16 protein-coding genes are annotated in these 15,293 nt (G+C 65.8%); 10 read left to right on the top strand and 6 right to left on the bottom strand.

Features of this window, described 5'->3' with window-relative positions; all coding sequences use genetic code 11:
- Positions 1-8: 8 nt before the first annotated feature.
- Positions 9-311 (bottom strand): DUF3572 family protein, encoded by a 303-nt coding sequence (locus tag IP68_RS09765; protein WP_231683878.1) that lies wholly within the window; start codon positions 309-311, stop codon positions 9-11.
- A 75-nt stretch (positions 312-386) separates the two neighbouring features.
- Between IP68_RS09765 and IP68_RS09760 the strand changes: the two genes are divergently transcribed.
- A complete protein-coding gene (locus IP68_RS09760; RefSeq protein WP_054134761.1) occupies positions 387-749 on the top strand; it encodes a response regulator in 363 nt (120 codons plus the stop codon).
- A gap of 27 nt (positions 750-776) precedes the next feature.
- Here the strand turns inward: IP68_RS09760 and IP68_RS09755 are convergent, their stop codons facing one another.
- Together IP68_RS09755 and IP68_RS09750 are read right to left on the bottom strand one after the other, a co-directional pair.
- Complete coding sequence (locus IP68_RS09755) at positions 777-2,024, bottom strand: acetyl-CoA C-acetyltransferase (RefSeq protein ID WP_054134760.1); 1,248 nt, start codon at positions 2,022-2,024, stop codon at positions 777-779.
- Between the two features lie 68 nt (positions 2,025-2,092).
- Positions 2,093-3,958 (bottom strand): ABC-F family ATP-binding cassette domain-containing protein, encoded by a 1,866-nt coding sequence (locus IP68_RS09750; protein ID WP_054134759.1) that lies wholly within the window; start codon positions 3,956-3,958, stop codon positions 2,093-2,095.
- A 264-nt stretch (positions 3,959-4,222) separates the two neighbouring features.
- On the opposite strand from IP68_RS09750, the gene IP68_RS09745 reads away from it, so the two are divergent.
- The 6 genes from IP68_RS09745 (at position 4,223) to IP68_RS09720 (ending at position 9,371) form a co-directional block, all read left to right on the top strand.
- Positions 4,223-4,843, top strand: a complete 621-nt coding sequence (locus IP68_RS09745) for an EF-hand domain-containing protein (protein ID WP_082382263.1) — start codon at positions 4,223-4,225, stop codon at positions 4,841-4,843.
- A 100-nt stretch (positions 4,844-4,943) separates the two neighbouring features.
- Positions 4,944-5,678 (top strand): response regulator, encoded by a 735-nt coding sequence (locus IP68_RS09740; RefSeq protein ID WP_054134757.1) that lies wholly within the window; start codon positions 4,944-4,946, stop codon positions 5,676-5,678.
- Complete coding sequence (locus IP68_RS09735; RefSeq protein WP_082382253.1) at positions 5,675-7,096, top strand: HAMP domain-containing sensor histidine kinase; 1,422 nt, start codon at positions 5,675-5,677, stop codon at positions 7,094-7,096. Before IP68_RS09740 ends, IP68_RS09735 begins: the two co-directional genes overlap by 4 nt.
- Before the next feature lie 180 nt (positions 7,097-7,276).
- Complete coding sequence (gene hemB, locus IP68_RS09730; protein ID WP_054134755.1) at positions 7,277-8,290, top strand: porphobilinogen synthase; 1,014 nt, start codon at positions 7,277-7,279, stop codon at positions 8,288-8,290.
- Positions 8,291-8,294: 4 nt separating this feature from the next.
- On the top strand, positions 8,295-8,846 hold the full coding sequence (locus IP68_RS09725) for a gamma carbonic anhydrase family protein (RefSeq protein WP_054134754.1): 552 nt from the start codon (positions 8,295-8,297) through the stop codon (positions 8,844-8,846).
- 18 nt (positions 8,847-8,864) lie between these two features.
- Complete coding sequence (locus IP68_RS09720; protein ID WP_054134753.1) at positions 8,865-9,371, top strand: PAS domain-containing protein; 507 nt, start codon at positions 8,865-8,867, stop codon at positions 9,369-9,371.
- Positions 9,372-9,380: 9 nt separating this feature from the next.
- Here IP68_RS09720 and IP68_RS09715 read toward each other — a convergent pair whose 3' ends face one another.
- Positions 9,381-9,638 carry a hypothetical protein gene (locus IP68_RS09715; RefSeq protein ID WP_054134752.1) on the bottom strand — a complete coding sequence of 86 codons (258 nt, stop codon included), beginning with the start codon at positions 9,636-9,638 and terminating at the stop codon, positions 9,381-9,383.
- Positions 9,639-9,808: 170 nt separating this feature from the next.
- Here IP68_RS09715 and IP68_RS09710 point away from each other — a divergent pair, with 170 nt between their 5' ends.
- The 3 genes from IP68_RS09710 (at position 9,809) to IP68_RS09700 (ending at position 11,785) form a co-directional block, all read left to right on the top strand.
- Positions 9,809-10,171, top strand: coding sequence for a DMT family protein (locus IP68_RS09710; protein ID WP_054134751.1), 363 nt, complete (start codon positions 9,809-9,811; stop codon positions 10,169-10,171).
- A gap of 78 nt (positions 10,172-10,249) precedes the next feature.
- The gene (gene purU / locus IP68_RS09705; protein ID WP_054134750.1) at positions 10,250-11,110 is read left to right on the top strand and encodes a formyltetrahydrofolate deformylase; all 861 of its coding nucleotides are present in this window, start codon (positions 10,250-10,252) and stop codon (positions 11,108-11,110) included.
- Between the two features lie 48 nt (positions 11,111-11,158).
- Positions 11,159-11,785 carry a thermonuclease family protein gene (locus IP68_RS09700; RefSeq protein ID WP_231683869.1) on the top strand — a complete coding sequence of 209 codons (627 nt, stop codon included), beginning with the start codon at positions 11,159-11,161 and terminating at the stop codon, positions 11,783-11,785.
- 7 nt (positions 11,786-11,792) lie between these two features.
- On the opposite strand, the gene IP68_RS09695 is transcribed toward IP68_RS09700, so the two are convergent.
- Together IP68_RS09695 and IP68_RS09690 are read right to left on the bottom strand one after the other, a co-directional pair.
- A complete protein-coding gene (locus IP68_RS09695; protein ID WP_054134749.1) occupies positions 11,793-12,794 on the bottom strand; it encodes a retroviral-like aspartic protease family protein in 1,002 nt (333 codons plus the stop codon).
- Positions 12,795-12,869: 75 nt separating this feature from the next.
- Positions 12,870-15,278, bottom strand: a complete 2,409-nt coding sequence (locus IP68_RS09690) for a ligase-associated DNA damage response DEXH box helicase (RefSeq protein WP_054134748.1) — start codon at positions 15,276-15,278, stop codon at positions 12,870-12,872.
- Positions 15,279-15,293: the final 15 nt, after the last annotated feature.

The raw sequence follows: 15,293 nt of genomic DNA, 5'->3' as shown, positions 1-15,293 counted from the left end.
GTTCGGTTTCAAGTCTGGCGTTCCAGCTGGATGCGGGCATTGACCAGGGCCGCGGGGCTCGCGCCGATGGCATCGGCAGCGGCGATCAGATCCGCCTCATGCCCTTCCAGATAGCGGATGAATTCCGCCAGGATGCGGGGGCTGGAAGCGCCGGCGCGCAGGTCGTCCACGGTCATTCCGGTGAGCGAGAGCAGCCTTTCGGCGCGCTCGCCATCGCCGAGCAGCCACGACAGCGCCAGCAGCGCCATGGTGGCCGGATCATGTGGGTCGCCCCTGTCTGACGGGGTATCTGGCCTGATTGTATCGGTCACGGCTTTGGCCTACATCCGCGTTCTGGTGGATAACGTCCGGCGCCCAATGCACCGGCAATTTGGATAAGCGGTTCAGTGGCAAAAAGAGTGCTGGTTGTCGAGGATAACGACCTTAATCGCAAACTTTTCTGCGATCTCCTCACCGCGCACGGCTTTGCCGTCGAGGGGCTGGCCGATGGCCGCGAGGTGATGGAACGCGCGCGGCAGTTCGTGCCCGGGCTGATCATCATGGATATTCAGCTGCCGCATATCAGCGGGCTGGAGCTGATCGAGGCGATCAAGGCCGATCGCGACCTGCGCCTCATCCCGATCATGGCGGTGACCGCTTATGCCGGCAAGGGTGATGAGGACCGGATTCGCGCCGCCGGAGCGGAGGGTTATGTCTCAAAGCCTGTGTCGATCGGCCCGTTCATGGCGGCGGTGAACGCGCTCGTGTAAAGCGCGCTCACCGGGCCGTGGTTCGGTTCAGATGCGTTCGATGATGATCGCAGGGGCCATGCCGCCCGCAGCGCACATCGTGATCAGGCCATAGCGACCGCCCGAGCGCTCGAGCTCATCGAGTGCGGTGCCGATCAGCATCGATCCGGTCGCGCCGATCGGATGGCCCAAGGCCATCGCGCCGCCGTTGATGTTGACCTTCTCGCGGTCGAGATCGAGATCGCGGATGAACTTTTCGGCGACCACCGAAAACGCCTCGTTGATTTCCCACACGTCGATGTCGTCCTTGGACAGGCCTGCGCGCTCCAGCGCCTTTTTCGCGGCGGGGACGGGCGCGTTGAGCATCAGCGTCGGGTCATCGCCCATGTTGACATAGGTGACGATCCGCGCGCGGGGCTTGAGCCCGTGCTTGTCGGCATAATCCTTGGAGGTGATCAGCACGGCAGCGGCGCCATCGACCACGCCCGAGCTGTTGCCCGCATGGTGCATATGCTCGATGGTGAGATCGGGATAGCGCCGGTTGATCTGCTTGCGGAAGGTGGTGCCGCCGATCTCGAAATCGGCCATGCCGGCAAAGGCGGGCTTCAATGCGGCAAGGCTTTCGGCGGTGGTGTCGGGGCGGGGGAACTCCTCCCGGTCGAGCGCGATGCTGCCGTCCGGGTTATGCACCGGGACCACCGACTTGTCGAAGCGGCCCTCGGCGATGGCGCGCGCGGCGCGCTGCTGGCTGACCAGGGCCAACGCATCCAAGGCTTCGCGCGAAATGCCTTCCATCGATGCGATTGCATCGCCGCAAACGCCCTGGTGCGATTGCGGGTGCAGTTCGTCGAGCGCGGGGTTGTGCGATCCCATCAGCGGCGGCGGCATCCCGGCATTGGCTTCGGCAGCGCCCACGGTCTGGGTGTAGCTCATCATCTCGGTGCCGCCCGCGATCACGCAATCTTCCATGCCTGACATCACCGCTGCGGTCGCGAGGTTCACCGAGGTGATGCCGCCGCCGCAGAAGCGGTCCAGCGTCATGCCGCTGGCCTTGACATCATAGCCTGCTGCGAGCGCGGACATGCGGCCAAGGTCGCCGCCCTGCTTGCCCTTCTGGGTCGAGGTCGACCAGATGACGTCGTCGACGGTCGCGGTGTCAAGATGGTTGCGGTCCTTGATCGCCTTGAGCACGGTGGCCGCCAGATCCTGCGGGTGCAGGTGCGACAGCGCGCCCTTGCCGGGCTTGCCGACCCCGCGCGGGGTGCGGACAGCGTCGATGATATAGGCGTCGGCCATGCTGGTATCCTCTCGGGTCTGGTTGATTTAACCGATCAGTTAAACCATCCCAAGGGCGCCAGCAAGCGTCAATTCAGGGCTTCGAGCTTCTCGTTGCATTCCAGCCAGGCAGCTTCTGCCTCGGCGAGCAGTTCGCCCAGCCGTGTGCGTTGCCGCGCCAGTTCGCTCATCGTCAGCTTGGCGTGTTCGGGCTTGGCGGAAGACGGATCGAACATCGCGCGGTCGATGTCCGAACACTGCGCCTGCAGCTCGGCCACGGCCTTTTCCGCTGTCTTGACCTTGTTCTCCATCTTGCGGATCTGGTCGCGGTGGAAGGCGTCGGCCTTCTTGTCCTTCTTGGACATCTTGGGCTTGGGATCGCCCTTGGGCTGATTGATGCCCAGCACGAAGTCCATGTAGTCGCGCATCGATCCATTGTACTCGGTCGCGGTGCCTGCATCGACCAGCACCAGCCGGTCGGCGGTCAGCTCGACCATGTGACGGTCATGGCTGATCAGGATCACCGCGCCGTCATATTCGTTGAGCGCCTGCACCAAAGCCTCGCGTGCATCGACGTCCAAGTGGTTGGTCGGCTCGTCGAGGATCAGCAGGTGCGGAGCATCGCGGGTGATCAGCGCGAGCGCCAGCCTTGCGCGCTCGCCGCCAGACAGGGTGCCGACGCTCGACATCGCGCGGTTGCCCGAGAAGCCGAACCGGCCAAGCTGCGCGCGCACCGCTGCAGGAGTCTTGCCCTTCATCGCGCGGGTCATCTGCTCGAGCGGGGTGCTGTCGGCCTCGAGCTCCTCGACCTGATACTGGGTGAAATAGCCGATCTGCATCTTGCCCGCGGTTTCCATCGCGCCTTCGAGCGCGGGGAGCTGCGCGGCGAGCAGCCGGGCGAGCGTGGTCTTGCCGTTGCCGTTGCGGCCCAGCAGCGCGATCCGGTCATCGGGATCGATGCGCAGGTTCAGCCGCCGCAGGATGGGATTGTCCTCAGCATAACCGACCGCTGCCAGATCGAGCGTGATCAGCGGGGGCTTGAGCTCGGACGGGCTGGGGAAATCGAACGACAGGCTCGGGTCTTCCATCAGCGCGGTGATCGGCTGCATCTTGGCGAGCATCTTGGCACGCGACTGCGCCTGCTTGGCGGTCGAGGCGCGGGCGCTGTTGCGCGCGACATAGTCCTGCAATTTGGCGCGCTGGGCATCCTGCGAGGCCTTTGCCGCCGCAAGCTGGGCTGCGCGTTCGGCGCGCTGGCGCTCGAAGCTGTCATAGCCGCCGGGATACAGCGTCACCTTCCCGCCCTGCAGATGCAGGATGTGGTCGACCACGTTGTTGAGCAGATCGCGCTCGTGGCTGATCACGATCAGCGTCGCGGGGTAAGCCTTGAGGAAGTTCTCCAGCCACAAGGTCGCTTCGAGGTCGAGGTGGTTCGAGGGCTCGTCGAGCAGCAGCACGTCGGGCTGCGAGAACAGCAAGGCGCCCAGTGCAACCCGCATCTTCCAGCCGCCCGAAAAGCTGTCGAGCGGGCGATTCTGCATTTCGTCGTCGAAGCCCAGCCCGGTGAGGATGATCGCGGCGCGCGATGGGGCGCTATAGGCGTCGATGGCGAGCAGCCGTTCGTGGACATCGCCCAGCCGATCGGGATCGGTGCAGGTCTCGGCCTCTTCGAGCAGGCTCGTGCGCTCCATATCCGCGGCGAGCACGGTATCGAGCGGAGTCATCGCTCCGTGCGGCGCTTCCTGCGCGATATAGCCAAGTTTGGCGAGGCGCGGCATCTCGATCTCGCCGTCATCGGGCTCGAGCTCGCCGATCATCACCTTCATCAGCGTGGACTTGCCCGCGCCGTTGCGCCCGATCAGGCCGATGCGGCCGCCGGGGGGAATGGCTGCGGTTGCGCCGTCGAGGATCGTGCGGCCACCCAGCCGGACGGTGATGTTGTTCATTGCGAGCATGCACGCGCGCCTACCAGCCCGCAGCGCATTAGCCAAGCGGGGCGTTGTTGCATTGCAGCGAAAAGCCGCGATCAGCTTGCGGCCGGATGAACGGGGCGTGCTGGCTGATACACTTTGCGACACTTTTGTGCCCGATCCGGCAAAGCTGTGCGACAATGCGCCTCTAGAACGGGTCTCAAGGAAGTCGTCCTGGCCTCATCCCCCCCTTTGCACCGGTTGGGGCGGCTTCCTCCCCCTCAGGAATTGAACATGAAGGAATACCCCATGAAGAAGACCCTTATCGCAGGTGCCGCGCTGGCCGCGATGCTCACCGCCAGCATGGCTGTTGCGCAGCCCGCCGGTGGCAAGATGCGCGGCCCCGATGCCAATCAGGACGGCGTGATCACCCAGGCCGAGGTCCGCACCCAGGCGCAGACGATGTTCGCGCGGATGGACGTCAACAAGGACGGCAGGATCGACAAGGCCGATCGCGAAGCGCGTCAGGCCGAGCGCTTCAAGAAGCTCGACACCGATGGCAGCGGTGAAGTCAGCCTGGCCGAAATGACCGCGGCGCGCGAAGCCCGCGAGGCGAAACGCGCCGAACGCATGAGCATGCGCGCCGAAGCCGGCAAGGGCGAGCCCGGCGCTCGCCAGGGCGGCAAGTGGCGCGGTGGACCCGGCAAGGGCATGCGCGGCGGCCATGGTGGCGGCCATGCTCGCATGATGCGTCTCGACACCAACAAGGATGGCGCGATCACTCTGGCCGAGTTCGAGGCCGGTGCGCTGGAGCGGTTCAAGCGCCAGGACACCAACAACGACGGCCAGGTGACCAAGGCCGAGCGCGATGCTGCGCGCGAAGCGATGAAGCAGCGCTGGCAGGAAAAGCGCGCCAAGCCGGCGGGCTGATTTTTCCAGCCTTTGACGATCTTCCGGCTCCGGTGCAGGTTCCCCGCTGCACTGGGGCCGGTTGCCATTGATCCTCGTAACCGGCACATGCTGATCCACCATGAATGACTTGCCCCACATCCTGCTCGTCGACGACGAGCCCAGCTTGCGCGAACCGCTCGCCGAATATCTGGTGGGGCAGGGCTTTGCCGTGACCGAGGCTGGCGATGCCGCCAGGGCGCGCACGCTGATGCGCGACCAGCGCTTTGCCATCCTGCTGCTCGATATCATGATGCCCGGCGAGGATGGCCTCAGCCTGTGTCGCCATGTCGCGGCGCAATCCGAAATCCCGGTGATCCTGATCACTGCCAAGGGCGAGGCGATGGACCGCATCATCGGGCTGGAGATCGGCGCCGACGATTATGTCGTCAAACCCTTCGACCCGCGCGAGCTGGTGGCACGCATCAAGACCGTTCTGCGCCGCGCCGCGCGCGTCCCCCAGACACCCGAGGACGAGGTCCAGGGGTTCGAATTCGACGGCTGGCGGCTCGACACCGTCAAGCGCCGCCTGACCGATCCCGATGGCGCGCTGGTGCCCATCTCCACCGCCGAGTTCAAGCTGCTGCAGGTGTTCTGCGAGCATGCCGGGCACGTGCTCAACCGCGACCAGTTGCTCGATCTTGCGCACGGCCGCGAGGCGCACCTGTTCGATCGCGCGATCGACAACCAGATCAGCCGCCTGCGCAAGAAGGTCGAGGCCGACAACCGCACCCCGCGGCTGATCAAGACCGTGTGGGGTGGCGGCTATACGCTCGCCGCCAAGGTCCGCCGTCTGGCCACCCCCGATACGCCATGAATATGCTCAAGCGGCCCAGTTTCAAGCGGTTGTGGCCGTCCAGCCTTGCCGGCCGCCTGCTGCTGACCATCGCGCTCGCGCTGCTGGTGGGGCAGCTGCTCAACGCGGTACTGCTGGTGCGGGCGCAGCGCGATCAGGCGATGGACCGGGTCGCGGCGGAAGCGGCGGTGCGGCTGATCGCTTCGACCGACCGGCTGGAGCAAGGCAGGCCGTTGCGCGAGCAGCGGCTCGGCCGGATGGGCCGCGCGCCCGGCCTCAGGATGCGGCGCACTGCGCTCGATCCGGTCAGCCCGATCACGCCTGCGATGCAGGCGATGCCCAAGATCGAACAGCGGTTGAACGCCATCCTGCCGAGCTATGGAGTCAATTATCGCGATATCCGGGCTGCAGCCATGCCCGCACCGCCCCGGCCGCGCCGCATGGACCGGCTGGCGGCGGAAATCGGCGGGCGCGATGACGAACGCATCCGCCAGCTCGCGGTGATCGCGATCGAGCGTCCCGACGGCCAGTGGCTCAGCGTGCGCGTTCCGGTGGCCGAGGCGTCGAATCGCATCGGCGTGACCATCATCGCGCAGACCGTGGTGCTGTATCTGGTGATGCTGGTGCCCCTGGTGTGGCTGACCCGCCGGATCGCGCGCTCTATGGGCGCGCTGCGCGATGGCGTGGCGCAGTTCGAAAAGACGCAGCAGGCGCAGCCGATTGAGCCTTCGGGGCCCAGCGACCTTGCCGATCTCACCCGCTCGTTCAACGCGATGAGCGCGCGGATTTCCGCGATGCTCAACGAGAAGGACGTGATGCTGGGCGCGATCGGGCATGATCTCAAGACGCCGCTCGCAGCGCTTCGGGTGCGGGTCGAATCGGTGCCCGATGACCGCCAGCGCTCACGCATGGTCGCCAGCATCGATGATATCACCCGCACGCTCGATGACATCCTGTCGCTGGCGCGGATCGGACGCACCGGCGAGGCGCCCGAGCCGGTCAATCTGGTCGCGCTGGTCGAGATGATCGCCGACGAGTACCGCGATCTGGGTCAGGACGTGGAGCTGGCCGAGTGCGAACGCATCGTCGCGCCGCTGCAGCTCACCTGGATCCGCCGCGCGCTGCGCAACGTCATCGGCAATGCGGTGCGCTACGGGACGCGCGCGCGGATCAGCATCGCGCGGCAGACGTCGAGCGTGGCAATCACGATCGACGATGATGGCCCGGGGATCGCCGACGATCAGATCGAGCGGATGTTCGAGCCCTTCACCCGTCTGGAAGCCTCGCGCAACATGGCAACCGGCGGCACGGGGCTGGGGCTGACACTCGCGCGCGCGGTGGCGCACCAGCATGGCGGCTCGCTGACCGTGCAGAACCGCCGCGGCCCAGGCGGCGCGATCGAAGGCCTTCGCGCAGTGCTGACGCTGCCGGTGGGCTGAGGTTTAGCGTCTAAACTCCGTCATTCCCGCGAACGCGGGAATCCCGCTGTTGCGCTCGGGCAGTGCTGGTAGCGGGACCCCCGCCTCCGCGGGGGTAACGAAGAACTTTGTCTGCGCGGTGTGCTTCCACGACCCGCAACACACCTTCCCCTTCGCGCACCCACCCGCTAGAGCATTGGCATGACGCACAGCCCTCCCACCACCGCCTATCCCGCCACCCGCCTGCGCCGCACGCGTTCTACGCGATGGAGCCGCGACATGGTCCGCGAGACCAGCCTGTCGCCCGCCAATCTGATCTGGCCTTTGTTTGTGACCGAGGGCGAAGGGGTCGAGGAGCCGATCGCCTCGCTGCCCGGCGTCTCGCGCTGGTCGGTCGATGGCATTGTGGAGCGCGCGAAGGAAGCGGCCGAGGCGGGGATCGCGTGCATCGCCCTGTTCCCCAACACCCAACCCGAACGCCGCAGCGTGGACGGCGCCGAAGCGCTCAACCCCGACAATCTGATGTGCCGCGCGATCCGCGCGATCAAGGCCGAGCTTGGCGACCGCATCGGCGTGCTCACCGATGTCGCGCTCGATCCCTATACCGCGCACGGCCAGGACGGTCTGGTCGATGACGAAGGCTATGTGCTCAATGATGCCACGGTCAAAGTGCTGGTCGGCCAGGCACTCAACCAGGCGGCGGCAGGCGCGGACATCATCGCGCCATCGGACATGATGGATGGCCGCATCGGCGAAATCCGCGCCGCGCTCGAGGCGCATGGCCATCACAACGTCCAGATCATGAGCTATGCCGCCAAATACGCCAGCGCCTTCTACGGCCCGTTCCGCGACGCGGTGGGCTCGTCTGGGCTGCTAAAGGGCGACAAGAAAAGCTATCAGATGGATCCGGCCAACGGCGACGAGGCGCTGCGCGAGGTCGCGATGGACATCGCCGAAGGCGCCGACAGCGTGATGGTCAAGCCGGGGCTCCCGTACCTCGATATCGCGGCACGCGTGAAGCAGACCTTCGGGCTGCCGACCTATGCCTACATGGTCTCGGGCGAATATGCGATGATCGAGGCAATGGCCGCCGCTGGCGCAGGGGACCGTGACGCGGTGGTGCTTGAAAGCCTGCTCGCCTTCCGCCGCGCCGGGTGCAGCGGCATCCTCACCTATCACGCGCTCCACGCGGCAAAGCTGCTGGCGAAGGGCTGAGGGCATGCACGACGTTTCCATCATCAGCCTGCACGGCAAAACCCCGCGGATCCACGACAGCGCGTTCATCGCGCCGGGATGCCGGATCATCGGCGATGTCGAGATCGGCCCCGATGCCAGCATCTGGTACAACTGCGTGATCCGTGCCGACGTCAACCGCATCGTCATCGGTGCGCGCACCAATGTGCAGGACGGCACCGTCATCCATTGCGACAGCCCGCGCCCCGGTCAGCCCGAAGGCTTTCCGACGCTGATCGGCGAGGATGTGCTGATCGGCCACATGGCGATGATCCACGGCTGCGTGCTCGAGGATCGCGCGTTCGTCGGCCTGGGGTCGATCGTGATGGACGGCTGCCGCATCGGCGGCGATGCCATGCTGGCGGCGGGCGCGATGCTCACCCCTGGCAAGTCGATGCCCGGTGGGCAGCTCTGGGGCGGGCGCCCGGCGCAGTTCATGCGCGATCTGCCCGAGCCTGCCATTGCCGGAATGCGGATCGGCGTGGCGCATTATGTCGAAAATGCCCGGGCGCACAAAGCCGCCGTTGACGGATCCTGATCCGGAAAGACACGAGCCATGTCGACTGGCCTGATCGAACATCTGCCATGGATCTGCGCGCTGGTCGCCACGCTGGCGGCGCTCGAGCTGCTGCGCCGTCTGCGCAAGGTGCTGCGCGAAAATCTGGCGCTGCAGCGCGACCGCAACCGGGTGACGCTGTCGCTCGATCTGGCGCTCAGCGTCGGCCGGATCGGCAACTGGCAGTTCGAACGGTCGGAAACTTCGCTGCACTGGTCGGACGAGGTGTTCGCCATCCACCAGCGTGACCGGCGGCGCGGCCAGCCCGGCCTGCAGGATGCGATCTGCTATTATCACCCCGATGACCGGCTGAAGGTCGCCGATGCCGTCCAGCGCTCGCTCGACCACGGCGAGGACTTTGATTTTCGTGCGCGCATCATCACCGATGCCGGAGAAATGCGCGAGGTAATGTCGCGCGGAACCTGCCGCTATGGCCGCGATGGCACGACGATCGGTGTAATCGGCTTCATCATCGATCTGACATCCGGGCCGGTGGGACAGGACTGAGGCTGCCGCTCAGCTCGTCCGGTAGTTGCGCGGCGGCACGAACCGCTCGCCGCGTGCCCGCGCCTGCATCGCCTCGTCGGCGATCGCGGTCTTGCGCTCGACCGCAGCGATGCGCGACTGGCGCCGACGCGTCAGCCCGCCGCTTTCCTCGGTCAGCGCCATTGCAACCTTCCGAATCTGGTCGCCGCGCGTGCCGATCAGCAACGCGAGGAAAACCGAGGCGAGCGAGATGGAGAGGAATGAAATGAACACACTGTCTGGCGACATGCTGACCCCCTTTGGCGCTGAAGTTCAACAAGATGTGCGCATTGCTGGTTAAGCGCCCCTTGGCAGCAAGGGTTAAGAGGACGTTGACGACAGATTTATCTTCTCTTTACCTCTCGCGGGCTCGTGGGTCATGCACCAACACCAGCTCCGCCGTGAAATGAAAGCCCGCCATGCCCACCCAGATCGCGCCCACCGTGCTGCTGCTTGCCATATCGAACATCTTCATGACCACCGCCTGGTACTGGCATCTCAAGGGCGGGACAGAGGCCGCGGCGGCACGCCCGATCTTCTGGGTGATCGCGATCAGCTGGGGTATTGCGCTGGTCGAATATTGCTTTGCGGTTCCCGCCAACCGCATCGGCTTTGCGCATGGCTGGACGCCGGGTCAGCTCAAGATCGTGCAGGAGGCGCTCGCGCTGACCGTGTTCGGCGTGTTCATGGTCGCGGTGCTGGGCGAGGCGCTCAGCTGGCGGCATCTTGCGGCCTTTGGCTGTATCATGGCAGGGGTGGGTTTCCTGTTTGTTGGCAAATAGCCGTTACCGCCGCTGCGTGCGTTCCCACCTCGCATCCGTTTCCGCATTCTCTCCCTTCCTCAAAGCACAGGACCCTTCATGCCCGACAGCTACAGCCTGACCCTGTCCTGCGCCGACCAGCCCGGAATTGTGGCCGCAGTCGCCGGGTTCCTGGCCGGCAACCACGCCAATATTCTGGAATCTCAGCAGTATAACGACCGCATCGAAGACCGGTTCTTCATGCGGGTTAGCTTCGAGCTGCTTTCAGGCGCCGGGCCGATCGAGGCGTTTCGCGCCGCCTTTGCCGAGGTCGCCGCGCGCCATGGCATGGAATGGTCGATCCGCGACATGGCGCAGCCGCGAAGGGTTCTGCTGCTGGTGTCGAAGTTCGATCACTGCCTGGGAGACCTTCTGTATCGCTCGCGCATCGGCGAGCTCAACATGGCGGTGACGGGAATCGTCTCCAATCATCCGCGCGAAGCGATCAGCCACACGATGATCGGGGATATTCCCTATCACCATCTGCCCGTGACCGCGGCGACCAAGCCCGCGCAGGAAGCGGCGATCCGCGCGATCATCGAGCAGACCGACACCGAACTGGTGGTGCTGGCGCGCTATATGCAGATCCTCTCGGACGAGATGGCCCGGTATCTGTCGGGGCGCTGCATCAACATCCACCACAGCTTCCTCCCCGGCTTCAAGGGAGCCAAGCCCTATCACCAGGCGTGGGAGCGGGGGGTGAAGATCATCGGCGCCACCGCGCATTATGTCACCGGTGATCTCGATGAGGGCCCGATCATCCATCAGGACGTCGAGAACATCAGCCACAGCGACACCCCCGACGATCTGGTGCGCAAGGGACGCGACATAGAGCGTCGCGTGCTCTCGCGCGCGGTGCGGTTCCATCTGGAGGACCGGGTGCTGGTCAACGGCAGCAAGACCGTGGTTTTCCACGACTGAATTGCGTCGGGCTAGGGAACCGTTAACCCCCCGGAGCGATCATGTCGTGTGGCCAGATCAACCTCCAGAATATCGCCCAGCGCAGACCAGGGCCAGACCCGCATCTTCGTGCTCGCGCTGCTGTTGGCGGCGCTGGCAGGCTGGAACCTCAACGCCTGGCTGGTGCCGGTGGAGGAGGGTGCGGTAGCCCCCGCCATCCAGGCCGAAACACCCGACCCATGGGCGCAATCGCGCGAGCAACGCCATCTGCTGGAGGTGCAGGAGGATGCGCCCGAACAGGTGGCGCAGTTTGCAGGCGCGCCGATCGTCAACGCCCGGCCCGACACGGTCTCGGTCCGGTTCGGCATCTGCGGCGGTGGCGCGCGGGTCACCTGCGTGGTCGATGGCGACACCATCTGGCTGCGCGGGCAGAAGATCCGCATCGCCGATATCGATACGCCCGAGGTGTCCTCGCCGCGCTGCCCTGCAGAGCTCGAGCGCGGCAGGCTGGCGACGCAGCGGATGGTCGAGTTGCTCAACGCCGGGCCGTTCACGCTCGAACCCGGGGCGAGGGCGCAGGACCGCTATGGCCGGGCGCTGTTTGTCGTGACTCGCGGCGGCGCCAGCGTGGGCGGCGCGCTGGTCGATGAAGGGCTGGCGGTGTGGTACGGCAACGGCCGTCCCGACTGGTGCTGAACGCGCGCTAGATCGGGGCCCTGTCGGGCCTGCGCCGGGCGTTGGACGGCATGTCGAACAGCACGCGGCGCTGCTTGAAATCGATCATCATCCGGCTGAACAGCCGCAGCGTACCCATGCCCAGCAGCAGCGCGGGAGTCTTGTCCAGACCCAGCTCGGCAAAGGCCTGCGAATCGGCGAACACGATCGGCACAAATTCGAACTGCGCGCGCCCGATCCGGAAATCGTTCGCCAGCCCCGAGTTGACGGTCACCGACTGGCCGGTGACCGAGACCAGGCTGCCCTGTTCCTGGGTCAGCTTCTTGCCGCTGCCCAGCCGCCGCAGCAGCGCCAGATTGCCGATGTTGGATTGCGCGCCGGTGTCGATCACCACGCTGATCCTTTTGCCCCCCAGGGTAGCATCGGTGAAGATCAGCTGGCCCGAACGGCGGCGCGCGGTGACGATGATCTCGAAGTCGCTGGATACGGCGCGCTTGGCGACATCTTCTATGCTGATCGCGTTGGTGGTGAAATCGAAGAGGATGCGCTGGTCCTGCAGGCCGTCCAGCCCCAGGATGCCATCTGCACCGATGTGATGCGCCTCCAGGATCGGCGCGACCACCTCGCCGTAATTCTGCCGACCCAGCGTCAGGTCGGGGACATAGACCGTCTCCACCATCTTGCTGCCGGCGATGCTGACCAGCCGGGCGATCTCGGCGAACTTGAGCATCAGCTCGCCTGCAATGTCGCGCGAGACGACGGTGCGTTCGGACCCGGTATCGATCAGGAAGGAGAACGGACCGCGGCCATCGATGCTTACCGGCACGGTCATGCGATCGGCACGGTCCTGTGCGATGCTGACCACCTCGGCGCCAGCACTCACGGCATTACCTTCCAGCGCGCCCACAGTGGCATTGGCGACACCCGGAGCAGCGGGGACCGATGGCGCCGGGCTCGATTGGGCTGCCGCAGCGGATGCGCACAGCGCGAAGGCAAGGGCCAGCGCACCGGGCAGGGGGCGTAAGGTCATGGCTGCGATCCTCTCCCGCGCCCGTTTCAGGCCGGGCACTGGCATGAGATTACCACCAGCGGTGACCGCCCGCAATCAATCGCCGCGCATCGCGGTGGCGGCAAGGCTCTCGGCCTCGGTCAGCAGCGCATCGTCGGTCGATCCTTGCGCCACGCTCTCGCGCCCGATCATCACCAGCACCGGCACCGCGAGCGGGCTGACGCGTTCGAGATCGATGTGCAGCATCGTGCCTGCCGCGCGGTCGAGCAGATCGCCCAGCCGCCCGACATCGGTCATCCGCGCGCGCGCATCGGCCCAGGCGGCCTCGAGCAGCACATGGTCGGGCTCGTACTTGCGCAGCACATCGTAGATCAGGTCGGTCGAGAAGGTGACCTGCCGCCCGGACTTCTTCTTGCCCGGATGCTGGCGCTCGACCAGCCCGCTGATCACCGCGACCTCGCGAAAGGCGCGCTTGAGCAGGTACGAATTCTGCACCCAGTCGGTGAACTCATCGGTCAGGATATCCGCCGATAGCAAGGCGCCGGGATCGGTGATCGGCTTGATGCCCCACACCGCAAGCGCATAATCGTTGGCGACAAAGCCCATCGGCTGAAGCCCGCGATCCTCCATCCGCCGGGTGAGCAGCATGCCCAGCGACTGGTGCGCGTTCCATCCCTCGAACGGGTAGCAGACCATGTAATGGCGCCCGTGGTGCGGGAAGGTCTCGACCAGCAACTGATCGGGCTCAGGCATCGCCGAGCGCCAGTCCTGCATCTCGAGCCACTCGCGTACGTCATCGGGGAAGCGCGGCCAGCTCGCGCGGTCGGTCAGGAAGCCGCGCACGCGCTGCGACAGATGCGTGGTCAGCGGCATCCGCGCGCCGTTGTAGCTGGGGATCTGCGAGGCCTTGGCCGACGCCTTGACCAGCAGGTCCATGTCCTTGATCCGCTCTACCTCAAGCCCCATGCCTGCGAACACGAAGGTGTCGCCAGGCGCGAGCTGCGCGGCGAAATTCTCCTCGACCTTGCCCAGCGAACGCCCGTTCTTGAAGCGCACCTCGAGCATCGGGGTGTCGACGATGATGCCCGCATTCAGGCGATATTGCGCAGCAAATTTGGGATGCGCGAGCCGCCACGTGCCATCGGCCAGCCGAACCAGCCGCTTGAACTTGTCATAGGCCTTGAGCGAATAGCCGCCGTTCTCGACAAAGCCGAGCACGCGCTGCAACGTGGCGCGGTCGATGCCGCTATAGGGCAGGGCGGACTGCACCTCGTCGAGCAGGGCATCCTCGTGGAACGGCCCGGCGCAGGCTGCGCCCATGATGAACTGCGCGAGCACGTCGAGCCCGCCGGGGCGGAAGCTTTCGCCATCGCGCTGGCCTTCGGTGACCGCATCGAAGGCCGCCTGGGCTTCCAAATATTCGAAGCGGTTGCCGGGGACCAGGATCGCGCGGCTGGGGCAGTCGAGCCGGTGGTTGGCGCGGCCGATCCGCTGCAGCAATCGCGAGGATCCCTTGGGCGCGCCCATCTGGATCACGCAATCGACATTTCCCCAGTCGACTCCCAGATCGAGGCTGGCGGTGGCGACCAAAGCGCGCAATTCGCCGCGCGCCATCGCGCCTTCGACCTTGCGCCGCGCCTCGACCGACAGCGAGCCGTGGTGGATGCCGATCGGCAGATGCGCCTCGTTGAGTTCCCAGAGCTTCTGAAAGATGAACTCGGCGAGGAAGCGCGTGTTGCAGAAGACAAGCGTGGTCTTGTTTCGCGCGATTTCCTCGAGCACCTGAGGCACGGCATAGTTGCCGCTGTGCCCCGCCCAGGGAACGCGATCATCGGTAATCAGGATCGACAGGTCGGGCTCTGCGCCGGGCTCGCCCTCGACCAGGGCTACGGTATCGATATCGCCATATGGCGCGAGCCACGCGCGATAGGCGTCGGCATCGGCGACCGTCGCCGACAGCGCAACCCGACGCAACGCGGGCGCGATCGCCTGCAGCCGCGCGAGCGAGAGGTTGAGCAGGTCGCCGCGCTTGCCGGTGGCGAAGGCGTGAACCTCGTCGACGATCACGGTCTTCAATCCTGCGAACATCTCGAAGCTCTCAGGGTAGGACAGCAACAGGCTGAGCGATTCGGGTGTGGTTAGCAGGATATGCGGCGGACGCGCGCGCTGGCGCGCCTTGCGGTCCGATGGCGTGTCGCCGCTGCGGGTCTCGATGGTGATGGGCAGCCCCATCTCGGTCACCGGGGTCAGCAGATTGCGCTGCACGTCGTGCGCCAGCGCCTTCAGCGGCGAGATGTAGAGCGTGTGCAGCCCGTCATGGCTCTGGCCGTCGGTGAAATCGGCCAGCGTAGGCAGGAACCCCGCCAGCGTCTTGCCCGCGCCGGTCGAGGCGACCAGCAGCGCGTGGTGCCCGGCATCTGCCTGCTCCAGCATCTCCATCTGATGCCGCCGGGGTACCCAACCGCGCTGCCCGAACCAGTCGGTGATGATTTGGGGCAGCGCCATGGCTGCGGATATAGG

This window comes from Blastomonas sp. AAP25 (assembly GCF_001295965.1).
Taxonomy (GTDB): domain Bacteria; phylum Pseudomonadota; class Alphaproteobacteria; order Sphingomonadales; family Sphingomonadaceae; genus Blastomonas; species Blastomonas fulva.
Note: the sequence above shows the minus strand (reverse complement) of the source record. Positions and strands in the feature narration are given on the sequence as shown.